At 65.4% G+C, this 24,033-nt stretch carries 23 protein-coding genes; 17 read left to right on the forward strand and 6 right to left on the reverse strand.

Annotation, left to right across the window (positions count from 1 at the left end):
• Positions 1–189 precede the first annotated feature (189 nt).
• The gene (locus JQ566_RS32680) at positions 190–1,329 is read right to left on the reverse strand and encodes an acyl-CoA dehydrogenase family protein (RefSeq protein WP_212380081.1); all 1,140 of its coding nucleotides are present in this window, start codon (positions 1,327–1,329) and stop codon (positions 190–192) included.
• Positions 1,330–1,475: 146 nt separating this feature from the next.
• Positions 1,476–2,702 carry an acyl-CoA dehydrogenase family protein gene (locus JQ566_RS32685; RefSeq protein ID WP_212380083.1) on the reverse strand — a complete coding sequence of 409 codons (1,227 nt, stop codon included), beginning with the start codon at positions 2,700–2,702 and terminating at the stop codon, positions 1,476–1,478.
• 138 nt (positions 2,703–2,840) lie between these two features.
• Between JQ566_RS32685 and JQ566_RS32690 the strand changes: the two genes are divergently transcribed.
• Together JQ566_RS32690 and JQ566_RS32695 are read left to right on the forward strand one after the other, a co-directional pair.
• Positions 2,841–3,386, forward strand: a complete 546-nt coding sequence (locus tag JQ566_RS32690; protein ID WP_212380085.1) for a carboxymuconolactone decarboxylase family protein — start codon at positions 2,841–2,843, stop codon at positions 3,384–3,386.
• 90 nt (positions 3,387–3,476) lie between these two features.
• The gene (locus JQ566_RS32695; RefSeq protein ID WP_212380087.1) at positions 3,477–3,971 is read left to right on the forward strand and encodes a VOC family protein; all 495 of its coding nucleotides are present in this window, start codon (positions 3,477–3,479) and stop codon (positions 3,969–3,971) included.
• 107 nt (positions 3,972–4,078) lie between these two features.
• Here JQ566_RS32695 and JQ566_RS32700 read toward each other — a convergent pair whose 3' ends face one another.
• Complete coding sequence (locus JQ566_RS32700) at positions 4,079–5,317, reverse strand: MFS transporter (protein WP_212380089.1); 1,239 nt, start codon at positions 5,315–5,317, stop codon at positions 4,079–4,081.
• A gap of 138 nt (positions 5,318–5,455) precedes the next feature.
• Positions 5,456–6,703 carry an MFS transporter gene (locus tag JQ566_RS32705; protein WP_212380091.1) on the reverse strand — a complete coding sequence of 416 codons (1,248 nt, stop codon included), beginning with the start codon at positions 6,701–6,703 and terminating at the stop codon, positions 5,456–5,458.
• Positions 6,704–6,911: 208 nt separating this feature from the next.
• Between JQ566_RS32705 and JQ566_RS32710 the strand changes: the two genes are divergently transcribed.
• Positions 6,912–8,978, forward strand: a complete 2,067-nt coding sequence (locus tag JQ566_RS32710; RefSeq protein WP_212380094.1) for a prolyl oligopeptidase family serine peptidase — start codon at positions 6,912–6,914, stop codon at positions 8,976–8,978.
• 57 nt (positions 8,979–9,035) lie between these two features.
• Here JQ566_RS32710 and JQ566_RS32715 read toward each other — a convergent pair whose 3' ends face one another.
• On the reverse strand, positions 9,036–9,710 hold the full coding sequence (locus tag JQ566_RS32715; protein ID WP_212380096.1) for a DUF938 domain-containing protein: 675 nt from the start codon (positions 9,708–9,710) through the stop codon (positions 9,036–9,038).
• A gap of 231 nt (positions 9,711–9,941) precedes the next feature.
• On the opposite strand from JQ566_RS32715, the gene soxX reads away from it, so the two are divergent.
• The 10 genes from soxX (at position 9,942) to JQ566_RS32765 (ending at position 17,519) form a co-directional block, all read left to right on the forward strand.
• Entirely contained in the window at positions 9,942–10,298 is a 357-nt protein-coding gene (soxX, locus tag JQ566_RS32720) for a sulfur oxidation c-type cytochrome SoxX (protein ID WP_249139947.1), read from the forward strand.
• Between the two features lie 25 nt (positions 10,299–10,323).
• On the forward strand, positions 10,324–10,812 hold the full coding sequence (gene soxY / locus JQ566_RS32725; protein ID WP_212380098.1) for a thiosulfate oxidation carrier protein SoxY: 489 nt from the start codon (positions 10,324–10,326) through the stop codon (positions 10,810–10,812).
• 15 nt (positions 10,813–10,827) lie between these two features.
• Complete coding sequence (gene soxZ, locus JQ566_RS32730) at positions 10,828–11,139, forward strand: thiosulfate oxidation carrier complex protein SoxZ (RefSeq protein ID WP_212380100.1); 312 nt, start codon at positions 10,828–10,830, stop codon at positions 11,137–11,139.
• Positions 11,139–12,002, forward strand: a complete 864-nt coding sequence (gene soxA, locus JQ566_RS32735) for a sulfur oxidation c-type cytochrome SoxA (protein WP_212380102.1) — start codon at positions 11,139–11,141, stop codon at positions 12,000–12,002. The genes soxZ and soxA overlap by 1 nt, the downstream gene beginning before the upstream one ends.
• Positions 11,999–12,304, forward strand: a complete 306-nt coding sequence (locus JQ566_RS32740; RefSeq protein WP_212380103.1) for a hypothetical protein — start codon at positions 11,999–12,001, stop codon at positions 12,302–12,304. The genes soxA and JQ566_RS32740 overlap by 4 nt, the downstream gene beginning before the upstream one ends.
• Positions 12,305–12,359: 55 nt before the next feature.
• Positions 12,360–14,111, forward strand: coding sequence for a thiosulfohydrolase SoxB (gene soxB, locus JQ566_RS32745; RefSeq protein WP_212380105.1), 1,752 nt, complete (start codon positions 12,360–12,362; stop codon positions 14,109–14,111).
• A complete protein-coding gene (locus JQ566_RS32750; protein ID WP_212380107.1) occupies positions 14,108–14,563 on the forward strand; it encodes a DsrE family protein in 456 nt (151 codons plus the stop codon). The genes soxB and JQ566_RS32750 overlap by 4 nt, the downstream gene beginning before the upstream one ends.
• A 316-nt stretch (positions 14,564–14,879) precedes the next feature.
• Complete coding sequence (locus JQ566_RS32755) at positions 14,880–15,917, forward strand: MBL fold metallo-hydrolase (RefSeq protein ID WP_212380109.1); 1,038 nt, start codon at positions 14,880–14,882, stop codon at positions 15,915–15,917.
• 91 nt (positions 15,918–16,008) lie between these two features.
• On the forward strand, positions 16,009–16,179 hold the full coding sequence (locus JQ566_RS32760) for a hypothetical protein (protein ID WP_212380111.1): 171 nt from the start codon (positions 16,009–16,011) through the stop codon (positions 16,177–16,179).
• Positions 16,180–16,313: 134 nt separating this feature from the next.
• Complete coding sequence (locus tag JQ566_RS32765; protein ID WP_212380113.1) at positions 16,314–17,519, forward strand: MFS transporter; 1,206 nt, start codon at positions 16,314–16,316, stop codon at positions 17,517–17,519.
• Positions 17,520–17,811: 292 nt separating this feature from the next.
• Here JQ566_RS32765 and JQ566_RS32770 read toward each other — a convergent pair whose 3' ends face one another.
• Positions 17,812–19,137, reverse strand: coding sequence for an MFS transporter (locus JQ566_RS32770; RefSeq protein ID WP_212380115.1), 1,326 nt, complete (start codon positions 19,135–19,137; stop codon positions 17,812–17,814).
• Between the two features lie 143 nt (positions 19,138–19,280).
• Here JQ566_RS32770 and JQ566_RS32775 point away from each other — a divergent pair, with 143 nt between their 5' ends.
• From JQ566_RS32775 to JQ566_RS32790, 4 genes are read left to right on the forward strand one after another with little or no spacing between them, the layout of a single operon-like run.
• Positions 19,281–19,934 (forward strand): ABC transporter ATP-binding protein, encoded by a 654-nt coding sequence (locus JQ566_RS32775; protein WP_212380117.1) that lies wholly within the window; start codon positions 19,281–19,283, stop codon positions 19,932–19,934.
• On the forward strand, positions 19,931–22,393 hold the full coding sequence (locus JQ566_RS32780) for an ABC transporter permease (protein WP_212380119.1): 2,463 nt from the start codon (positions 19,931–19,933) through the stop codon (positions 22,391–22,393). The genes JQ566_RS32775 and JQ566_RS32780 overlap by 4 nt, the downstream gene beginning before the upstream one ends.
• A complete protein-coding gene (locus JQ566_RS32785) occupies positions 22,383–23,465 on the forward strand; it encodes a lipocalin-like domain-containing protein (RefSeq protein ID WP_212380120.1) in 1,083 nt (360 codons plus the stop codon). Before JQ566_RS32780 ends, JQ566_RS32785 begins: the two co-directional genes overlap by 11 nt.
• Positions 23,466–23,492: 27 nt before the next feature.
• Positions 23,493–23,879, forward strand: coding sequence for an MAPEG family protein (locus JQ566_RS32790; RefSeq protein WP_212380149.1), 387 nt, complete (start codon positions 23,493–23,495; stop codon positions 23,877–23,879).
• The last annotated feature ends 154 nt before the right edge of the window (positions 23,880–24,033 follow it).

Here is a 24,033-nt window from a genome sequence, read left to right on the forward strand (position 1 = left end):
CCCTCGCACCGCGCCAAACTCACTCAAGCCAACCGAAAGGCCTTGACTCGCAAATCCCCATATGAGGGTGGGCAAAGCGAAGCCGCCGCCGGGCCGCGAAGCGTGCCCACCAGTTCGAGCCCCACACGAGGAGAGATGGTGGGCACGGCGCTCGCGCGCCTTTGCCCACCCTACGAGAGCTCTACTGCCTCAATACCCCCGCGCCCGCGCCAGCTGCTCGGTGTGGTAGTTCGCATCGCCGAACAGCTCCTCGCAGACCCGTGCACGCTTCATGAAGAAGCCGATGTCGAACTGGTCGGTCATGCCCATGCCGCCGTGCATCTGCACGCCTTCCTGCACCGCGCGCGTGGCGGTGGTGCCGGCGCGGGCTTTCGCCACCGCTACGGCTGAGGCGGCCTTGGCAATGTCGGCGTCCAGTGCCTGCAGCGCCTTCATGGTGGCGGCGCGGGTGATCTCGATGTCGACATAGAGCTCGGCGGCACGGTGCTGCAGCGCCTGGAATTCGCCGATCAGTTTGCCGAACTGTTTTCTGCTCTTGAGATATTCGACGGTGCGGCTGAACACTTCATCGCTGAGGCCGACCATCTCGGAGGCGACCGCGCCGCGGCCGATATCGAGCACGCCATCGAGCAGGCCGGCCGCCTGATCGACCTCGCCGAGCACGCTGTCGGCATTGACCTCGACATTGGCGAATTCGATCCGCGCCGCGTTGTGCGCATCGACCATGATGGTGCGCTCGATCGCGAGGCCCTTGGCCTTGGGGTCGACCAGGAACAGCGTCAAGCCTTCGCGCTCGCCGGCGGCGCCCGCGGTGCGCGCGGCGACGATGAGGAGATCGGCGACATGACCGTCGACCACCAGCGCCTTGGCGCCCGAGAGCTTGAAGCCGTTGCCGGCGCGCACGGCCTGCAGGCTGGTCTGCAGCGGGCGATGCTTGGCGCCCTCGTCGATCGCCAGCGTCGCGAGCAGCGAGCCATTGGAAATCTTTGGCAGGTACTCCGACTTCTGCGCTGCATTGCCGCCGCGGTTCAGTGCCGAGGCCGCGACCACGCTGGTGGCAAGGAACGGCGACGGCATCAAGGTGCGGCCGATCTCCTCCATGACGATTCCGGCCTCGACATAGCCGAGGCCGCTGCCGCCGAACTCTTCCGGCACCAACAGGCCGGCAAAACCCATCTCGGCGAAGGAGTGCCAGAGTTCTTTCGAGAAGCCGGTGGGATCCTTGCTGTCGCGCAAATGGCGCAGGTGCGACACCGGCGCCTTGTCGCTGATCAGCCCGCGTGCGCTGTCGCGGAGCATGGATTGTTCTTCGGTGAGGACGAGGGCCATGTTGCTTGTTTCCGATTCGAAATCTATTTTGGTTCGTCATTCCGGGATGCGCCGCAGGCGCAGGCCCGGAATCCATCGCGCCGCAGAGTTGGTGGATGAATGGATTCCGGGCTCGCGCGTTGCGCGCCCCGGAATGACAGAAAGCCTCACGCTCCCGGCAGATCCAGGATGCGCTTGGCGACGATGCCGAGCATGACCTCGGACGTGCCGCCTTCGATCGAGTTGGCCTTGGTGCGCAGCCAGGCGCGCGGGCGGGCGCCCTGCCTGGAGCGCTCGCTCTCCCATTCCAGCGCATCGACCCCGCCCGCCGACATCAAGATCTCGTAGCGGCGCTTGTTGAGCTCGGTGCCGTAATATTTCATCGCCGAGGAGAACGCCGGATGCGCCTGCCCGGCCTTGGCGAGATCGACCGCGCGCTCGGCGCAGGCAGCTAACGCGGCTTCATCGACGTCGAAGCGCGCGATCTGGCCGCGCAGCATCGCGTCGTCGAGCCTGCCTTGCCCATCGGCGCCGACGGTGTCGGCCGCGATCTGGCCGAGCGGCCGGCCGACGCCGCGCTCGCCCATCCCCGAGATCATCGCGCGTTCGTGCTGGAGCAGATATTTCGCGACGTCCCAGCCGCGGTTGATGGTGCCGACCACATGCGACTTCGGCACCCGGACGCCGTCGAAGAAGGTTTCGCAGAACGGCGAATAACCTGAGATCAGCAGGATCGGCTTGGTCGAAACGCCCTTCGAGGTCATGTCGAACAGGATGAAGCTGATGCCGTCATGCTTCTTCGCAGCGGGATCGGTGCGGACCAGGCAGAAGATCCAGTCGGCGTAATTGGCGTAGGACGTCCAGATCTTCTGGCCGGTGATGACGAAGTCGTCGCCGTCGCTCTCGGCGCGGGTCTGGAGCGAAGCGAGATCGGAGCCGGCATTCGGCTCGGAATAGCCCTGGCACCAGCGAATCTCACCCGCGGCGATCTTCGGCAGATGCTCCTTCTTCTGCGCCTCGTTACCGTACTTCAGCAGCGCCGGCCCGAGCATCCAGATGCCGAAGCTCGACAGCGGCGGACGCGCGCCCATCTTGGCCATCTCCGCGCGCAGCACCTTGTGCTCGGCAGCGCTGAGGCCACCACCGCCATATTCCCTAGGCCAATCCGGCACGGTCCAGCCCTTGTCGCGCATGCGCTCGAACCAGATGCGCTGCGGCTCGGAGGAGAATTTTGCGTTGCGTCCGCCCCAGAACACGTCGGCATCCGACGTTGCGGGCTTGCGCATCTCCGGCGGGCAGTTGGCTTCCAGCCAAGCGCGCGCCTCAACGCGGAATTGCTCGAGATCGGCAGGTTCAGAATCGCTGGTCTTATCGCTGGTCTTGGAGTCGGTCATGGTCGTTTCCATCACTCAAAATTCGACTTGTTGGGCACGACTCTGGGCCAACGCCTCGCGGAATTCAACCACTTCCGCGAGCCCACATTCGGCTATAGTCGCCGCAAGCGCGAGCTTGAAAACAAAGAGGAAACGAGAATGCGCCTGAAACTTCTTTCGCCTGGCGAAATGAACGAGAGCCAGCGGCAGACCTATGACGAGTCGATTGCCGGCAAGCGCGGCAAGCCGCCGGCGCCGATGATGGCCTGGCTGAGCAGCCCGGAGATGGCGCGCCATGCGACGAGGCTCGGCGAAGTGCTGCGCTTCGACACGATCTTCCCGGCAAAGCTCTCGGAGATCGCGATCCTGGTGACGGCGCGGCACTGGACCGCGCATTACGAATGGTATGCGCACAAGCGCCTGGCGCTCGCGGGCGGCATGAAGCCTGAGATCATCGAGGCGATCCGCGACCGCCGCACGCCCGAGTTCGACGATCCCAGGGGCAGGATGATCTACGACGTCGCGAAGTCGCTGCACGAGGGCCACGGCGTCGAGAAGGGCTTGTATGATGAGGCGGTGAAGCTGCTCAGCGAGCGCGGCGTCGTCGAAGTGATCGGGCTGTGCGGCTATTACACGCTGGTTTCGATGACGCTGAACACGTTCGAGTTCGGCCTGCCCGAGGGTGAGGTGTCGGAGCTGAGCTAGTTTCCCATTCGGAAACGATGGGTTTCGGGATCGGCCAGTAGCACTGTCCTGAGGCCCGCCCTATGTGGAGCCCAGCAACGGAGCATTCACATGTCGCAAAGCCCAGCCGTCCACCCCGGCACCAGGATTGGCCATGTCCACCTCAAGGTCGCCGATCTCGATCGTGCGCTCGGCTTTTATTGCGGCGTGCTCGGCTTCGAGCTGATGCAGCGCATGGGCTCGGGCGCGGCCTTCATCTCGGCCGGCGGCTATCATCACCACATCGGGCTCAACACCTGGGAGAGCAAGGGCGGCTCGCCGCCGCCGCCTGATGCGACCGGGCTCTATCACACCGCGATCCTCTATCCGACACGCCCTGCGCTGGCGGACGCGCTGCACCGCGTGCTCACGGCGGGCATCGCGCTCGATGGCGCGAGCGACCACGGCGTCAGCGAGGCGCTGTACTTGCGCGATCCCGACCAGAACGGCGTGGAGCTGTATTGGGACCGGCCGAAGGAGCAGTGGCCGTTCGGGACGGATGGCAAGCTGGCGATGTTCACCAAGCGGCTGGACGTGGAGGCGTTGTTGAGACAGCGGGAAGCGTGATGCCGTAGGGGCACGATCTCGTAGGGTGGGCAAAGCGAAGCGTGCCCACCAAATCTCGCGATGTAGAGACAGGTGGTGGGCACGGCGCAAGAGCGCCTTTGCCCACCCTACGAGTGCTTCGCTCTTGGCTTTCCCCGCACCATGATCAGCACCGCCGCCATCACCTCCAGCGCGATGCAGAGATAGAACGGCAGCGTGTATCCGCCGGACCAATCGCGCAAGGCCCCGACGACGCCGGGGCCGAAGGCGTAGGTCACCTGGTTGATCGCGGTGTTGAGGCTGATCAGCACGCCGAAGGCCGCGGAGTCGAACTCCTGTTGCACGATCAGCGACGGCAGCGTGATGAGATTGCCGACCGAGAAGCCGAACAATGCGCAGGCCGCGATCAGCACATAGTCGTTGTGCAGATTGATGACGACGAGAAGCGCCGCCGCCTGGCTGAGGAACGACAGCGCGGAGGCCAGGCGCTGATTGAGGCGGTCGATCACCAGCGAGAACAGCACCCGGCCGACCACGGCCATCGCCGTCAGCACCGCGACGGCGACGGCGGCGCGCTCGCGCCCGATCACGGGATCGAGGAACGAGATCAGGTGCACGATGAAGCCGACCTGCGCGAACAGCACCAGGGCGAAGGCGATCGTCACCGTGAGGAAGCCGACGTCGCGCAGCGCCCAAGCGCGGATCTCTGTCGATGATTGCGGCTTCGCCTTCGCCGCCGCGTGCCAGCCGTGGCGATCGGGCGGGCGGCCGACGAGAAGGAGGATGACCGGCAGCAGCAGCACCAGCATGGCAGCGGCAGTGAGATACATCGCGCTGGCGAACCCGACATGGCCGATCAACGCCACCAGCAGCGGCACGCCGACGATGCCGCCGAAGCTGGCGCCATTGAGTGCGAGGCTGATCGCCATGCCGCGCTTGTGGTCGAACCACAGGCTGATCGTGTTGGTGATCATGGCGAGGCTGGTGCCGGCCCAGCCGAAGGCGAGCACGGCATCGGCGAGGTAGAGCTGCCAGGGCTCGCGCACCGCGCCGATCGCGACCGCAGCCGCCGCCATCGCCAGCGTGCCCGCGATCAGGCTGAGCCGCGGGCCGTATGTTCGCACGGCTTCTCCGACGAAGACGACCAGCAGTGCGCCGAACAGGTAGAAGAACGTGGTCCCTGCGGAGATCAGCGTGGCGGGCCAGCCCCGCGCGCGCTGCAGCTCGGCGACATAGACGCTCTGGCCGTAGAAGCCGAGACCCCAGCCGAAGGTCGCGAGCAGGAAGCAGACCGCAACGATGCGCCAACCGTCGTAGCGGAGCGAGGATTCGTCGATGGGAACCGAATGGCGGGGGTTGTCGAGCATTTGCGCTTTCCTTCGTTTCCCCCGCGAGCGCCGTGCGTCACGCCCGTCTGTTGATGACGAGCATCATGTAACAACGCCGATCTCGAAAATCACTTCGACTGCGATCGAAGTATCAACGCTGCTGACAGCCTCCTGCCATCACACCGCATCCGGAAACTCGCCCATGGCGGCATCCAGCCGCGCCTTGCGGCGGCGGGCCCAGGAGACCAGCGAGAGTACAACGAGGCCGAGAACCACCGGTGGGAACACCACGAGGTTCACCGCCGACCAGCCGTAATTGGCGAGCAATTGCCCGGATGAGAACGAGCCGATCGCCATCATGCCGAACACCAGGAAGTCGTTGAAGGCCTGCACCTTGTTGCGCTCCTGCGGCCGGTGCGTCTCCAGCACCAGCGCGGAGGCGCCGATGAAGGAAAAATTCCAGCCCACCCCGAGCACGATCAGCGTCGCCCAGAAGTGCATCGCAGTGAGGCCGGAGAGGCCGATGGTGGCGGCACCCGCTTCCAGCAGCAGGCCGGCGGCCACGATCTTCGGGGCACCGAAGCGCGCGATCAGCGTGCCCGTGAAGAAGCTTGGCCCGTACATCGCGACGATGTGCCATTGCAGGCCGAAATTGGAATCGGACACGCTGAGGCCGCACATCTTCATGGCGAGCGGCGCCGAGGTCATCACCAGATTCATCATGGGATAGGCGATCACGCCGCACAGCGCCGCCGCGATGAAGCGCGGCTGGGTCACGATCGTGAGCAGCGGCCGGCCGCCATGCAGATCGGCCGGCGCGGGCTTGGGCATGTCGACGCCGGCGACGATGCCCATGGCGACCAGCGCCACCGCGGCCTGCACCAGGAAGCTGAAGGCGAACAGATAGGGCTGCCAGACATCCATGGTCCATTGCACGAGCTGCGGACCGAGCACGCCGGCGAACACGCCGCCCGCCATCACCCAGGACACTGCCTTGGGGCGGTAGGCCGCGCTGGCGCCGTCGGCGGCGGCGAAGCGATAGGACTGCGCCACCGCGCCGTAGAGGCCGCCGAGGAAGGTCGCGACACAGAACAGCGCGAACGAGCCGTGCAAGATCGCGAACGAGCCGAGCAGGCCGGTCAGCGTGCCGAGGCCCGTGCCGATGACGAAGGCCACGCGGCGACCGAAGCGGCGCGAGATCGCGCCGGTCGGCAGCGTACCGGCGGCGAGCCCGACCACATACATCGAGATCGGCACGGTCGCGAACGACATGTCCGGGGCGAGCGTGGCGCCGACGATCGCGCCGGTGGCGAAGATCACCGCCGAGTTGGCGCCGGTCAGCGCCTGCGCGGCGGCAAGGCGCACCACATTGGCACGCACGCGGGCATCGTCGGCGATTTCATTGACAGCAGTTACGTCCAGCATCGGCACTTCCGCCCCAAGGGGCTTTTTAGGCTTTCAAGGGGCCTTGTTGATTCCCGGCACTATGGAGGGGCGCGGAAGAGCGGACAACCGGCGCAAACGGGCGCGGGCCATGCCCCTGACGCAATCGCTGCGATGATAGCGGAGCGCGCTCTTGACGGCTTGCGCTCGATCAAATCCTATCCGCTGCCATTTCTTGGGAGTTTCGTTCATGACCGTCGACGACAGGCCCACGCTCAGTGCTCCCGATGACGATCCCTGGCTGTGGCTGGAAGAGATAGAGGGCACGCAGGCGCTCGATTTCGTCGAGCGGCAGAATGAGCTGACGCTTCAAGCGTTCGGCGGCAAGGCCTTCGCGCACGATCGCGACGTCCTCGCGGCGATCTATGACCGACCGGACAACATTCCCTATGTCAGCCGGCGCGGCAACGACCTGCACAATCTCTGGAAGGATGCCATCAACCCGCGCGGCCTGTGGCGGCGGACATCGCTGGCGGAATTTCGCAAAGCCGATCCGGCATGGGAGACCATGCTGGACATCGACCAGCTCGCGAGAAGTGAAGGCGAGGACTGGCTGCTCAGCGGTATCGCCACGATGCCGGCAAGCTCGCGGGCGATCCTGAGCCTGTCGCGCGGCGGCAGCGACGCCGTCACCTTGCGGGAATTCGACCTCGCCACGAAAAGCTTCGTGGCGAACGGCTTTGCGCTGCCGGAAGCCAAGGGCGGCGTCGACTGGCTCGATGCCGACACACTGCTGCTGTCGAGCGCCTATGGCGAGGGCATGGCGACGAGCTCGGGATATGCGCGGACGGTGCGCCTGTGGCGGCGAGGTCAGCCGGTCGATCAGGCGCAATTGATCATCGAGACCACCGCCGATCACATGGCGATCTCAGGGACAAGCGACGACACCGGTGCGGCGCCGCGGGTGTGGATCGTCGACCAGATCGACTTCTTCAATCATGCGATCTGGCTGCGCGATGCGGCCGGTGGCATGACGAAGCTCGATCTGCCGACCGGGATCTGGATGCAGGCGCATGGCGACTGGTTCGCGATGAAGCTGCGCAAGGACTGGACAATCGAAGGCCGGACCTATGCCACCGATACCGTGCTCGGCATCTCGCTCTCGGCCTTCCTTGCCGGCAGCCGCGATTTTGTCGTCCTGTTCGAGCCCGCACCGCGGCGCGCGCTGCAAGGGTTGTTCTGGGCCGCCAGCAAGCTGGTGCTGTCGATCCTCGACGAGCTCAAGCCGCGCTTCGAGATCTGCACGCCATCCGCCACTAGCTGGAGCCGCGAGACGCTTCCCGGCCTGCCGCAGATCGGCGTCGTCGACGTCTGGCCGCTCGATCGGCATGCATCGGAGAGCAATGGCGATCTGCTCGCCAATGTGCAGGATCCGCTGACGCCGCCCTCGCTGCTGCTGATCGAGCGCAGTATCGCAAGCCCGATCGTGCTGAAGCAGGCGCCGAAAACGTTCACCGCCGACGGCCTCGTCGTGACCCAGCACGAAGCGATCTCTGTTGACGGCGAGCGCATTCCCTATGTGCAGACCGGCCCCGCGGCTGAGACCGGCGATGCGCCGGTCTATATGAGCGCCTATGGCGGCTTCGGCGTCTCGGTGAAGCCGTACTACAACGCCTCCCTCGGCAAGCTCTGGCTGGAGCGCGGCGGCACGACCGTGCAGGCGAATTTGCGCGGCGGCGGCGAGTTCGGCACGCGCTGGCACGATGCCGGACGGCTTGCCGGCAAAAAGCTCTCACACGACGATTTCGCCGCGGTCGCGGCCGATCTCGTCCGCCGCGGCGTGACGAGCGCAAAGCGCATCGCCGCGCAGGGCGGATCGAACGGCGGCATCCTCATCACCAACATGCTGGTGCGCTATCCCGAACGCTTCGGCGCGCTGTTCTGCACCATCCCGCTGATCGACATGCGCCGCTACACAAAGCTGCTCGCGGGCGCGAGCTGGATCGCGGAATATGGCGACCCCGACAAGCCCGAGGAATGGGAGTGGTTGAAGACCTATTCGGCCTATCACAACGTGAGGGACGGCCAGGCCTATCCGCCGATCCTGATCGCGACAACGCGGCGCGACGACCGCGTTCATCCCGGCCATGCCCGCAAGATGGCCGCCAAGCTCCAGGCGATGGGCTTTGAAGCTTGGTTCTACGAGCCGGCCGCCGGCGGCCATGGCTACGGCAAGGACAACAAGGAGCGCGCCGGTTTCGAGGTGCTGGGCTTTCGGTTTCTGAAGGAGAAGATCGGGTGGGGGGACGAAAGCTAGCGTTCGGGCGTGAGCGCATCCGCATCGTCATGGCGGGCTTGTCCCGGCCATGACGACCTACGACCGCGAAAACACCAGCGTCAGATTGTTCGCAGGCATCTCGATCGTATCGACGAGGCCGAGGCCTACCGCCTTCGCCAGCTTCTCGACATCAACGACGTCGCGCACGCCCCATTCGGGATTGCCCTCGCGCAAGGAGGTGTCGAACACCGCATTGCTGAGTGCGGTGTGCTTGCCGTCGCGCTTGAAGGGGCCGTAGAGGAACAGCTTGCCGTCGGGGCGCAGATAGCGGCCGGCGCCGGCGAACAGGCCTTCGGCCACGACCCAGGGCGCGATGTGAATGACATTGGCGCAGAACACGGCCGCAAGGCTGGTCGGCCCCTGCCCGCTTTTCATCTCCGGACACCAGTCGGGATCGGTGAGGTCGATCCGCAGGGGCGGGCGGATGTTCGGCAGGCCCGCATGCACGCGCCAGGCCTCGATGCTCTTGAGGTGGCGCTGGTTGAGGTCGCTCGGCCACCAGATCAGGCCGGGCGTGTGACGGGCGAAATGAACCACGTGCTGGCCGGTTCCGCTGCCGAGCTCCACCACGTCGCCGGTGGCGCCGGCGAGATGCTTTTCCAGCGCGGCCCAAATCGGTTCGTGATTGCGATGGAAAGCCGGCGCATCGAGCCGGCCATCCGGCTCGACCCGTCCTCCGTCCCTGCCAAATTCGACGACATATTCAGCCAAGTGACGTCCCCAAAAAATTGTGAAACAGAAAACACGCCCATAAGGGCCAAACGCCTGAGAATAATTTGCTAGCTCCAGACGATCTGATGAACGAACTATCTCACCGGTTGCAATGCGGAGGATATTAACCCCATTTTGCCGCGTGCATAGTCTTGATTGTCAGGCGGTGCCCTTTGTGCTTTTGAACAATTCCGCAAATGAGATCATCGACATACCGCTCGGGACGATGCCTTGACCGCCTTTCCTTGCAAGCCCGCCCTGCTCGTGGCGCTGGCCCTCCTCGCCGGCGCGGCCATGGCCCCGGCTGGGGCACAGTCCAGCGTGGCCGACGGCCAGAAACTCGCCTTCGACCGCGGCAAGGGCAATTGCCTGACCTGCCACGCCATCAAAGGCGGCGACCTACCCGGAACGATCGGGCCGGAACTGAAGGACATCAAGGCCAGATACCCCGATCGCAACGAGCTGGTTGCGATCATCTTCGACGAGACCAAGCGCAATCCGCAGACCATGATGCCGCCGTTCGGCCGGAACCGGATTTTGACCGAACGGGAGATCAACGCGATCGTTGATTTCCTGCAGACCCTGTGACGGCCGGCGGCCCAGGAGACTTGAGATGACCACGACCCCCAAGCCTCATCCGACGCGGCGCCTGATCCTTCAGGGCGCAGCCTCGGTCGCGCTGCTCGGCCTCGGCAACCTGCCGTTCGCAGCGCCCGCGCGCGCGGCGGCAAACGACAAATATCCGGAAGAGGCCTTCAAGCAGAAGAGCGAGGCGGACGCGATCAAGGCGCTCTACGGCAAGACCGCCGAACCGTCGGACAAGGTCAAGCTGGATGCGCCCGAGATCGCCGAGAACGGCGGCGTGGTGCCGATCTCGGTGACGACGACGCTGGACAAGGTCACCTCGATCTCGTTCTTCGTGGCCGAGAACCCGTTCGCGCTCGCGGCAAGCTACAAGATCCCCGATGGCACGATCCCTGCCGTCGCCAACCGGCTGAAGATGGCCAGGACCACCAGATTGACCGCGATCGTGGAAGCCGACGGCAAGCTCTACAGCGCGACCAAGGAGGTCAAGGTCACCGTCGGCGGTTGCGGCGGTTAAGCGAGGCAGTTCGACATGGCATCAAGCATTCGCGTGCGCGGAACGTCCAACGGCGACATCACCGAGGTGCAGGCGCTGATCCAGCACCCCATGGACACGGGCCTAGTCAAGGATTCCAAGGGCGAGCTGATCCCCGCGCATTTCATCCAGGAGCTGAAGTTCGAATGTAACGGCAAGGACGTCTTCGTCGCCGATTGGGGCACCGCGGTTTCCAAGGATCCCTATGTGAAGTTCAGCTTCAAGGGCGCCAAGAAGGGCGACGAGCTCAAGATCTCCTGGACCGACAACAAGGGTGGCTCGGACACCACCACCGCGAAGATCGCGTGATGAAACAGCGCGCTACGATTCTGTTCGGCTCAGCCTTCGTCGCGCTCGCGGCGCTTGCTTTCGCCGCAACGCGCGTCGTCGCGGCCGACAAGGTCGATCCCGTCGCCGATGCCAAGGCGTTCCAGAACTTCTTCTTCCGGAAGTTTCCGAACGTGAAGCACGAGGATTTCGTCAACGGTCCTTATTCCATGAACGAGGACATGAAGCGGCAGTGGCAGGAGAAGGAGGAATTTCCGCCTTACGAGTTCGCGCTCGACGCCGGCAAGGAGATGTTCTCGACCCCGTTCAAGAACGGCAAGACCTACGCCGACTGCTTCCCGAACGGCGGCATCGGCATCCGCCAGAACTATCCGTACTTCGACACCAAGGAAGGCAAGGTCGTCACGCTGGAGCTCGCGCTCAACCGCTGCCGCGAGGCCAATGGCGAGGCGCCCTATTCCTACGTCAAGGACGAGATGGCCTCGCTCACCGCCTACATGGCCTTCACCTCGCGCGGCAAGCCGATGGACATCAAGATTCCCGACGATCCCCGCGCGCTGGCGGCGTTCGAGAACGGCAAGCGCTATTTCTACACCCGCCGCGGCCAGATGAATTTCTCCTGCGCGAGCTGCCATGTGCAGAGCCCGGGTGAGCGCATCCGCGCCGAGACCCTGGCACCGGCGCTCGGCATCCTCAACGCGATGCCGATCTACCGCTCCGAATGGAGCGGCATGGGCACCACCAGCCGCCGCTTCGTCACCTGCAACAGCCAGACCCGAGCGGTTCCGCTGGAGCCGCAGTCGGATGAATATCGCGACGTCGAATATTTCCTGTCCTACGTCGCCAACGGACTGCCGATCTCAGGCCCGGGAGCACGGCCATGAAGCGGTCACTTGCTCTCGCCATGCTACTCGCGTTGAGCCTTGCGCCATCCGCGCGCGCGGCAAATGAGGCGGATTACAAGGCGGCCTATGCCACCGCGGAAGCCGTCTCCAAGGAGGCGGCGGGCATGCGCAATCAGTGGACCGTGACCGTATCTGCGCTGGCGGCAGCGAAGAAGGCTGCCGACGGCGGCGATTTCGACCGTGCTGTTGCCGCAGCCAAGGAGGCCGAGGCGCTGGCGAAGGCGTCGATCTTCCAGGCCACGTCCGAAAAAGAAGCCTGGAAGGCGATGGAAATCCGCTAGATTGGAGCCTATTGGAACTGTCGGACCGTCGTTGAAGGGGCGCGGAGAATTCGAGATGGGCATCCGCCGCCGCGATTTCCTGAAAGGTGCAGGCCTTGCCGCCGCTACGCTCGGCCTGCCGCGGCTGGCCCGCGGCACTGACACCGCCAGCATCTACGACCTCGAACGGTTCGGGAATGCGCGGATCCTGCACATCACCGACACGCATGCGCAGCTCAATCCGGTCTATTTCCGCGAGCCCAGCGTCAATATCGGCATCGGCGAGATGGCGGGACGGCCGCCGCATCTGGTCGGCCGCGCCTTCCTGGAGCGGTTCGGCATCCGGCCCGACAGCGCGGATGCCTATGCCTTCACCTGCTTCGAGTTCGAGAAGTCCGCAGGCCGCTTCGGCAAGCTCGGCGGCTTCGCCCATCTGAAGACGCTGGTCGATCGCTTGCGCGCCGATGTCGGCGAGAGACGTTCGCTGCTCGTCGACGGCGGCGATCTCTGGCAGGGCACGGGGCTGGCCAATGCCATGCAGGGCCGCGACATGGTCGAGGTCGCCAATCTGCTCGGCATCGAAGCGATGACCGGGCATTGGGAATTCACCTATGGCGAGCAGGCGCTGCGCGACAATCTCGAGCGTTTCAAAGGCGAGTTCCTGGCACAGAACGTGTTCCTGACCGAGGAAGCCGCATTCAACGACGCCCCCGCCTTCGACAAGGCCACGGGGCGCGTGTTCAAGCCGTCTGTTATCAAGGAGATCGGCAGCCATCGGGTCGCGATCATCGGCCAGGCCTTCCCATACGTGCCGATCGCGCATCCCAAAAAATTCACGCCGGATTGGACTTTCGGCATCCGCGAGGAGGAACTGCAGAAGCACGTCGATGCCTTGCGCGGCACCGACAAGGTCGATGCCGTCATCCTGCTGTCGCACAACGGCATGGATGTCGACCTCAAGCTCGCAAGCCGCGTCACCGGCATCGACGTCATTCTCGGCGGCCATACCCATGACGCCGTGCCGCAGCCGATTGCCGTGAAGAACGCCGGTGGCACCACGCTCGTCACCAATGCCGGCTCCAACGGGAAATTTTTGGCCGTGCTCGATCTCGCGATCGACAAGGGCAAGGTCAGCGACGTCCACTACCATCTGCTGCCGGTTTATTCCGAGCTGCTGAAGCCCGATCCTGCCATGGCCGAGCTGATCGGCCGGCTGCGCGCGCCGCATGTGACCGACTGGTCGGCGAAGATCGCAACGCCCGACCGCCTGCTCTATCGGCGCGGCAATTTCTCCGGGCCCATGGACGAGCTGATCTGCACCGCGCTGCGCACCGAGCTCGATGCCGAGATCGCATTGTCGCCGGGCTTCCGCTGGGGCGTCACCGCGCTGTCCGGCCAGGCGCTGACCATGGAGGATGTGCTGGCGGAGACCGCGATCACCTATCCCGAGACCTATGTGCAGGAGATGACGGGGGCCCAGATCAAGGACGTGCTGGAAGACGTCTGCGACAATCTCTTCAACGCCGATCCCTATTACCAGCAGGGCGGCGACATGGTGCGCGCCGGTGGGCTCAGCTACACCTGCACGCCGGACGCTGCGATCGGCAGTCGCATTTCCGAGCTGAGGCTCGGCAACGGCAAGGCGCTCAACGCCAGCCACCGCTACAAGATCGCGGGCTGGGCTTCGGTCAACGACCAGCGAGGCGCGCCGGTGTGGGACGTCGTCGGCAAATATCTGCGCTCGGGCCGGATGTTACAGGAGCGACTCGGCTCCGGCGTGATGCTGAAAGGGGTCGACGGCAATCCAGGCATTGCAGGACAGGGATGATGCGGTCGCAGCTCTTGTCCGCGATGATGCTGGCACTGCTCGTCTGGGCGGCCCCGCCTGCTCTTGCGCAACAGGTGCCGCTCCAGGACAAGCCGTTCGCCGAGCACAAGGTCGTGCTGCAACTCTCCGACGGCGATGCGAAGAAGCAGGCGCTGGTGCTGAGCGTCGCCAACAATCTGCTGAAGGCCTACGATCCCGACAAGATCGCGATCGAGGTGGTGGCGTTCGGTCCCGGCATCGACCTGCTTCTTGCCGGCAGCGAGCGTCGCAAGCAGGTCGAGAGCCTGATCGCGCAGGGCGTGCGCTTCGACCTCTGCCTCAATACGGTCGATACGATCGAGCGGGAGACGGGCAAGCGGCCGGAGTTCATCCAAGCGGCCACGCCGGTACAGGTGGGCGTCGGACAGATCCTGTTCCTGGCGGAGAACGGGTACACATTGGTGCGGCCGTAAGCTTGGCCAACCCTCCGCTGTCGTCCCGGACAAGCGCGCCTCAAGCGCGCGCCGATCCGGGACCCATAGCCATAGGGAGTAGTTTGGCGAAGACCCGGAGTTACAAGTTACGCCCTCAACTACGCCTTGTGGTTATGGGTCCCCGCCTTCGCGGGGACGACCCTGAGTTTGTGGGATTGGCTTCAACCCAACTGCCTCTCACCCCACCCCTGCAATAAAAATCTTCCAAATATTGCTATCCACACAGTGAATTGCTTCTCCTCCCAGCCACCGCCGTAGTAGAATCCTCGAAATCACTCCACGCCGGGGTCCTGCCATGATCTTCCGCCAGCTCTTCGACAGCGTTTCGGGCACCTACAGCTACGTCCTCGCCAGCCGCCCCGGCGGCGAGGCGCTGATCCTGGATCCCGTGCTGGAAAAGGTCGACCGCTACTGCCAATTGCTGCGCGAGCTCGACCTCAAGCTGGTCAAGGCGGTCGACACCCATCTGCATGCCGACCACGTCACCGGTCTCGGCGAGCTGCGCGACCGCACCCATTGCATGACCGTGATGGGCGACCAGACCAAGGCCGACGTGGTGGCGATGCGGGTGGCCGACGGCGACAAGGTGACGATCGAGGGCCTGGCGCTCGACGTGATGTACACGCCGGGCCACACCGACGATTCCTATTCCTATCTGATGGGCGACCGCGTCTTTACCGGCGACACGCTTCTGATCCGCGGTACCGGCCGCACCGACTTCCAGAACGGCTCGGCGCGCGCGCAATACGATTCGATCTTCAACCGCCTGCTCAAGCTGCCGGACGAGACGATGGTGTTCCCGGCGCATGACTACAAGGGCGACACCGTCTCCACCATCGGCGAGGAGAAGCGCTACAATCCGCGGCTCCAGGTGCGCTCGGTCGACGAATATATCGAGCTGATGGCGAACCTGAAGCTGCCCAATCCGAAGATGATGGACGTGGCGGTGCCCGCCAACATGCATGTCGGCCTGCATCAGGAGGAGCTCGAGAAGGAGGGCCGCGCGCTCAACGCAATCGAGGCGATCCGCATCCTCGGCCGGCCCGACATCCTGCTGGTGGACCTGCGCGAAACCAACGAGCGGCTGAAGCACGGCATGCTCGAGGGCGCGCTGCACACGCCCTATCCGTCGGTCGAGGAGAGCCTCAAGCCCGGCGGCATGCTGCGCGAGGTCGCGGCCGCGACGGGGCGCCGCGTGGTGTTCTTCTGCGCCTTCGGCGAACGCTCGGCGATGGCGGTGGCGGCTGCGAAGGACGCGGGGCTGCTCAACACCGCCCATATCGCCGGCGGCATCGATGCCTGGAAGAAGGCGGGCGGGCCGGTGGTGCACTGACGGCCTCGCCGCGGGCCTTGAGTTGGGCCAGGAACCGCACATATTGGGCGGATAGATATTCGGATGCAGCATCACCCATCCGGGACCAGCCATGGCCAAGACCGGGAAGACCACCACAAAGCCGAGCGAACCGCCGAAGCAGGCGCAAGACAAGGCAAAGAAGCCCTCGCCCCGGCGCGAGGTCGACGACGACGATTACGAAGACGGCGACATCGCAACGCCGAAGCGTGATCGATATGGCCCGGATGACGAGCCGTTGTGAGGGGCCTACTGGTTCTGATCCGAAGCTAGCGCCCCACTCCCCGCCCGCGCTAGCTGCCATGCGCCTGCGTTCATGGACAAATAACCGCTCTCCCCGATAGTTTGCGCCTCGATCGGGAGTGAAACGGAACTGTAATGGTCGACGTTCTCGCCGCACCGCAGCAAGGCAAGGCGGACAGTGCGCTGCGCACGCTGACGGGAATCTCGATCGCGCATTGGGTCAGCCATTTCCATCTGCTGGTCCTGCCGATGCTGTTCCCGTTCCTGAAGGACAAGCTCGGGGTCGGCTATGTCGAGCTCGGCTTCGCGCTGACCACGCTCGCCGTCGTCTCGGGCCTGACGCAGGCGCCGACCGGCTATCTCGTCGACCATTTTGGCGCGCGCAAGATCCTGCTGATCGGGCTGACGCTCGGCGGCTGCGCACTGATCCTGCTCGGCCTGCATCTGAGCTACGCCGCGCTGATCGGCTGCGCCGTGCTGCTGGGCCTCGCCAACAGCGTCTATCATCCCGCCGATTACGCGATCCTCGCCGAGCACATGGACGAAGCGCGGATGGGGCGCGCCTTCTCGGTGCACACCTTTGCCGGCTATCTCGGCGGCGCGGTGACGCCGGCGATCGTTGCCGCGCTGGTCACGGTGTGGGGCGGCGTCGGTGCGCTGATCGCGTCGGGCGCGATTGCGATCCTGGTGGCGTTGCTGCTGATCGCCATGGGCATTCCCGAGGCCGGCGCGCACAAGAAGAAGCCGGGTGGTGCGAGCGCGCCGAAGCAGGCGGTGATCACGCCGGCGCTGATCACGCTGACCGCGCTGTTCATGCTGCTCAGCCTGTCGGTCGCCGGCATCAACAATTTCGGCGTGGTCGCGCTGATGAGCGGCTACGGCACCTCCTACTCGATCGCCAATGTCGCGCTGACCGCGTTCCTCGCCGCCAGCGCCGCGGGCGTGCTCGCGGGCGGCTTCCTCGCCGACCACACCGAGCGTCACGGCTATGTCGCGGCGGCCTGCTTTGCGGCGAATGCCGCAATCGTGCTGCTGATCGCGCTGGTGACGCTGCCGGGCTGGGTGCTGACCGCCACGATGGCGACTGCGGGCTTTCTCTCCGGCGTGATCGCGCCCTCGCGCGACATGCTGGTGCGCAATGCGGCACCGGCGGGCGCTGCGGGCCGCGCCTTCGGCATCGTCTCCACCGGCTTCAATCTCGGCGGCATCGTCTCACCGCTGCTGTTCGGCTGGATCATGGATCAAAGCGCGCCGCACTGGGTGTTCGGCGCGTCGGTGATCTTCATGCTGGCGACGGTGGTGCTGTCGCCGTTCACGGAACGGCGGGCCAAGGCAAATTGAGGCGTCGGTATCGCCACAAATTCAGCTGTCGTCCCTGCGAAAGCAGGGACCCATAACCACAGGGAGGAGTTGTGGCGCGAGACTGGTCACTCCGAGTCGTCGCCAAACATCTCCCTGTGGTTACCCTCCCCTGGAGGGGGAGGGTCGGCTCACATGGAGCGCAGCGAAATGTGAGACGGGGTGGGGTGACAGTCTCTCCACCGATACAGTGCCCGAGCGGAGAGATCACCCCACCCCGCTCGCGCTTCGCGCGATCGACCCTCCCCCTCCAGGGGAGGGTAAGAACGGCCCCTTACCCCGGCGAAACCGCGCCCTTCAGCGCGCTGGCCTGCGGGGCGATGCTGCGCGTCAGCCTGGCGCGCTCGGTGTTCGGCCAGAGCAGGAGCAGGCCGAGCAGGCCGGAGCCGACCATGATCACCGCGTTGATGGTGAAGCCGGTCATATAGCCGTCGAGCGTGCTGCCGGCACGCTGGATCGTCGCCCCCATCACGGCCGGCGCGATGATGCCGGCCAGCGTGTAGAGTGCACCATAGATCGCGAGAATCGCGCCGCGCTGCGACGTCGGGGTGAACTCGCCGAGCATGGGCGGGCAGACGACATAGATCGCCCCGCACAGGCCCGAGCCGACCACGAGCAGCGCGATCTGGAGGCCCGCGCCCTGGACCTGCGGCATCATCGCCAGGATCAGCCCGCCGATCACCAGCGGCACCGAGCCGAGAACGCCGCGGGCCGTACGGGTGTTGTAGCCGCGCGCCATCATCACCTGCGAGATCCAGCCGGTGAGAATGACGATGGTGGCGCCGAACACCCAGGGCAGGATCGAGATGAAGCCGGCCTGGCTCTGCGAGAAGCCGAGCCCCTTGACGATGAACGGCGTGAACCAGGTCAGGCCGAGCGACAGCGCCCAATAGGCGCCGAAGGTTGCGGCGACGCAGCCGATGAAGGTGCGCGAGGTGAGAAGCTGCAAATACGGGATCTTCGGCTCGGTCGCGGCCGAGACTTGCGTGTCCTCCAGCGGCCCTTCCTTGCCGAGCGCGAGCCAGGCCGCGACCCAGATCAGGCCGACGACGCCGAGCGCGCCGAAGGCGTAGTGCCAGGAATGATTGACGATGACCCAGTTCAGCGCCGGCACCGCGAGGATGACGCCGAAGGCCGAGCCCTGCGACAGGATCGCGGTGGGCAGCGTGCGCTTCTCGTCGGGGAACCATTTGTAGATGGCATGCGCGGCGACCGAGAAGGCCGGGCCTTCGCCGGCGCCGAGCACGATGCGGCAGATCAGGAGCGTGGTGAAGGAGACGGTGCCGACCATCGGAAATTGCGCCAGCGCCCAGATCACAGCCAACGCCAGCAGCACCCAGCGCGTCGGCACCTTGTTGACGATGAAGCCGACCACGATCGCAGCGATCGAGAACAGGAAGAAGAAGGAAGAGCCGAGCAGGCCGAATTGCTCCGGAGTGAGCTTCAGCTCGGTCATGATCGGCACGCCGGCAAGACCCACGACGATCTTGTCGGCGAAGTTCACCAGCATGAAGAGGAACAGGAGAAAGGTGATGGCCCAGGCGCCCTTTGGCGTCCTTGTCGTCTTGCCCGCCGCCGCCGGCGTTCCCTGAGCGCTCATGAATCTCCCCACATGTCTTTTGGCACTTTTTTGATTTGGCCGTCTTGGAAGCTAACAACGGCTTCGAGACCAACGCAACCCGGCATTTCCCCGGCAGGTGTGCTACGCAGCAATTCCGTAAATTCCGTCCGGCGCCATTCATCGTGCTGAGCATCCGAAATCTTTCCAAGACGTTCTCCTCGGCCGGCGAGCCGGTCCATGTGCTGCGCGGCGTCGATCTCGACCTCAAGGCTGGCGAACGCGTCGCGCTGACGGGTGAATCCGGCAGCGGCAAGAGCACATTGCTGCACCTGATCGCGGGGTTAGACGCCGCCGATGGCGGCACGATCCGGCTGGAGGAGATCGAGGTCACCAAGCTGTCGGATGCCGGACGGGCCAGCTTGCGGCGCGACCGCATCGGCCTGGTTTTTCAGCAATTCAACCTGATCCCCAGCCTCTCCGTCGCGGACAATCTCGCCTTCCAGGCGCGGATCGCCGGCCGGCATGATGCGGCCTGGACCAAAGAGCTTGTCGAGCGGCTCGGACTCGGCAGCCTGCTCAAACGTTATCCAGAACAAATATCGGGCGGCCAGCAGCAGCGGGTCGCGATCGGCCGGGCGCTGGCGACGAAGCCCTCGCTGCTGCTTGCGGACGAGCCGACCGGCAATCTCGATGAAGACACCGCCGAGGACGTGCTGGCGCTGACGCGCGACCTCGTCGCACGCACCGGCTGCGGCTTCCTGATGGTGACGCACAGCCTGCATCTGGCCGCCACGCTCGACCGTCATCTCACCTTGCATGCGGGACGAATCGCATGAGGCGCGCGCTGTGGATCCTCGCCGTGCTGCTCAGCCATTGGCGGCGCCACAAGATGCAGTTCGCGACGCTGCTGGTCGGGCTGATCGCGGCGACCGCGCTGTGGAGCGGCGTGCAGGCGATCAACCAGCAGGCCCGCAGCGCCTATGACCGCGCGGCGGCGACGTTCGGCGGCGTGCGCACCGCGATGCTGGTCGCTCCCAATGCGGCGACCTTTCCGCAAGAGCTGTTCATAAAGCTCCGCCGCGCCGGGTGGCCGGTTTCGCCGGTGCTGGAGGGACGGGTGCAGATCAACGGGCGCTCGCTGCGGCTGCTCGGCATCGAGCCGGTGACACTGCCCGCCGATGTCGGCAACGCGCCGCGTCTCGGCGCCGCGGATCTCAGCAGCTTTGTTGCGCCGCCGGGCCAGACGCTGGTGGCGCGGGAGACGCTGGCCGACTTGCAGGAGCCGGAAGGCGCGGCACCGGCGATCAGCAATGGCGCAGAGCTGCCGCCGCTGCGCGTGCAGCCGCAGCTCGCGCCCGATGTGCTCGTGGTCGATATCGGCGTGGCACAGCGCCTCCTCAGCAAGCCGGATCAGGTGTCGCGGCTGCTGATCGGAAAGCCGAGGGGCAAGCCGATCCCGCTCGCGAGCGTCGTCGGCGACCAGCTGCAGCTGGTCGCGCCGAATGCGGAGACGGAGCTGGAGCGCCTCACCGACAGCTTTCATCTCAACCTCACCGCCTTCGGCCTGTTGTCGTTCTTCGTCGGCCTGTTCATCGTCAACTCGGCCGTCGGCCTCGCCTTCGAGCAGCGGCTGCCGATGCTGCGGACCTTGCGGGCCTGCGGTGCCTCGGCGCGGCTGGTCAACACGGTGCTGGTGGTCGAGCTCGTGGCACTGGCGCTGGTGGCAGGCCTGATCGGGCTCGCCTGCGGCTATTTCATCGCGGCTGCCTTGCTGCCCGACGTCGCGGCCTCGCTGCGCGGGCTCTATGGCGCGCGGATTCCGGGGCAGCTCACGTTACACCCCGAATGGTGGCTCGCCGGCATCGGCATCAGCGTTGCCGGCGCGCTCGTTGCGGCGGCAACGAGCCTGATCAAGGCGATCAGGATGCCGGTGCTGGCGACGGCGCAGCCGCGCGCCTGGCAGCAGCGGCAACGCCGCTGGCTGGTCCTGCAGAGCTGTGCGGCCTGCGCCGTGTTCGCGGTCGCACTGCTGCTGCTCCATTACGGACAATCGCTGATCGCAGGGTTCGGCGTGCTCGCGGCGCTGATGCTAGGTGCGGCACTGTTCCTGCCGGCCTTCCTCGACATCATCCTGCTCGCGGGCCAGCGCGTCGCGCGAGGCCCGCTGGCGCTGTGGTTCTGGGCGGACAGCCGGCAACAGCTTTCCGGATTGTCGCTCGCGCTGATGGCGCTGCTGCTCGCGCTCGCGGTCAATGTCGGGGTGTCCACCATGGTGGACACGTTCAGCCGCACCTTCATCGGCTGGCTCAACGGGCGGCTCGCCGCCGACGTCTACATCAGCGCGTCCGACAATGCGCAAGGCGTTGCGATTCGAAACTGGCTGAAGGATCGCAGCGATGTTCAGGCGATCCTCTCGGGCGGACGCGCCGAGGCGCAAATCCAGGGCCAATCGGTCGAATTGCTCGGCCTGCCCGATCACGCGCTGTATCGCGAGCGCTGGCCGCTGCTGGAAACCACGCCGCGCGCCTGGACCCGGCTGGTGCCGGGCAACGCCGCCTTCATCAGCGAGCAATTGAGCCGCCGGCTGAACGTCCGCCTCGGTGACGTCGTCGAGGTGCCGGCGCCGGGCGGGACCTGGGAGCTCGACATCGTCGGCATCTATGCCGATTACGGCAACCCCAAGGGGCAGCTCACGGTGAATGTCGCCGCACTGATCCGGCAGTTTCCGCAGACGCCGCAGACGCGGATCGGCCTGATCGTCGCGAGAGAGAATAGCCCCGGCCTGATCGCGGCCTTGCAGAAGCGGTTCGGGCTCGACGACCGCAGCGTGGCCGACCAGGCGACGGTGAGGGCGGAATCGATCCGCATCTTCAACCGCACCTTTGCGGTGACCTCGGCGCTGAACGCCTTCACGCTCGGCGTCGCGGGCATTGCGCTTCTCACCAGCCTGCTCACGCTGGCCAACTCCCGCCTGCCGCAGCTTGCGCCGCTATGGGCGATCGGCATCACGCGGCCGCGCCTTGCCGCAATCGAGCTGACCAAGACGCTCTCGGTCGCGCTGTTCACGGCGCTGCTGGCCGTGCCGCTCGGTCTCCTGGTCGCGTGGTGCCTGATTGCAATCGTGAACGTGAAAGCATTCGGCTGGCGGCTGCCGTTCCATGTATTTCCATTGCAATTGATCGAGCTCGTCGCGGTCGCGCTGCTCGCCTCGCTGCTTGCGGCGCTGCTGCCGGTGGCGAGGCTGGCGCGGATGCAGCCGGCGAACCTGATCAAGGTGTTTGCCAATGAGCGCTGAAGCAATCTCGCGGCGCAGTTTCGCCGGCGGCATCGCCGCCCTCGCTCTCGCGCGCCGTGCCAGCGCGCAGGGCTATGCCGGACTCGGCGAGACTGCCGGCGGCTTTGCGAAGGTGATGCCGGGAAAGGCGTTCACCTTCCCCGCCGATCACGGACCGCATCCGGAGTTTCGTATCGAGTGGTGGTATCTCACGGCAAACCTCGTCGACACGAGCGGCGCGGCTTGCGGCCTGCAATGGACGCTGTTTCGCCAGGCGGCGCAGCCGGGCCCGCAAGGCGAAGGCTGGGCCAACCAGCAGGTGTGGATGGCGCATGCCGCGGTGACACGGGCCGACACCCACCGCTTCTCCGAAACGTTTTCGCGCGGTGGCGTGGGGCAAGCCGGCGTGACGGCCAAACCGTTCGATGCCTGGATCGACGATTGGGAGATGAAGGGTCTCGAGCGCACCGACGATCGCACGTTGGCGCCGCTGACGCTGAAGGCGTCCGGCACCGATTTCAGCTATGCGCTGACGCTGGCGGCCGACCGGCCGGTGGTGTTGCAAGGCGATGGCGGCTACAGCCGCAAGTCGGAGCGCGGGCAGGCGTCCTACTATTACAGCCAGCCGTTCTATCGCGCGCGCGGTACGCTCACCATCGACGACAAGGCGGTCGACGTCTCGGGCCAGGCCTGGATGGACCGGGAATGGAGCAGCCAGCCGCTCGACACTGATCAGACCGGCTGGGACTGGCTCTCGCTGCATCTTTCATCCGGGGACAAGCTGATGCTGTACCGGCTGCGGCAGAAGGACGCTCAGGATTATCCGTTCGGCAACTGGATCAGCGCCAACGGCGGCACGCAGATGATTGCAGGCAGCGACATCCAGATGATGCCGAAGGCCACAGCGGATGTTGCCGGACGCAAGTTGCCGGTGGAATGGCAGATCGCGATCCCCTCGCGCTCGTTCTCGATCCTGTGCAAGCCGCTCAATCCCGGGGCCTGGATGGCGACCGGTTTTTCCTATTGGGAAGGGCCGATCAGCTTTACCGGGACGCATGACGGCGTTGGCTATCTCGAGCTGACCGGCTATTGAGGCGCGATCTCTTCGATGGAACCGACGATGTATCATCTCACCGCTCTCGTCACGCTGCTGGCGATCGCATTTTACTTCTTCACCGCCATCAACGTCTCGCGCTCGCGCACCAAGACCGGCGTCAAGGTGCCCGCGATGTCGGGCCATCCGGATTTCGAACGGGCCTTCCGCATCCAGATGAACACGCTGGAATGGATGCCGATCTTCCTCCCAGCCCTGTGGCTGTTCGCGATCTATATCAGCGACGCCATCGCGGCGGGCATCGGCGCGGTCTGGATCATCGGCCGCATCGTCTATTTCGTCGGCTATTCGAAGGCTGCGGCCAAGCGCGGCCCGGGCTTCGCGATCCAGAGCCTCGCCGCCATGGCGCTGTGGGTCGGGGCGATCGGGGCGGTGACGTTGCGGTTGGTGTGAGGCGCCGAGCTGCGGACACATGCGCGGTGTCGTCCCGGACAAGCGTAAGCGCAGATCCGGGACCCATAACCACAGGAAGATGTCGTGACGCGAGCTGATCACTCCGAGTCCCCGTAACCACGTCTGCCTGTGGTTATGGGTCCCGGATCGGCGC

It is taken from the genome of Bradyrhizobium sp. SZCCT0231, from assembly GCF_018130245.1.
Lineage (GTDB): Bacteria > Pseudomonadota > Alphaproteobacteria > Rhizobiales > Xanthobacteraceae > Bradyrhizobium > Bradyrhizobium japonicum_F.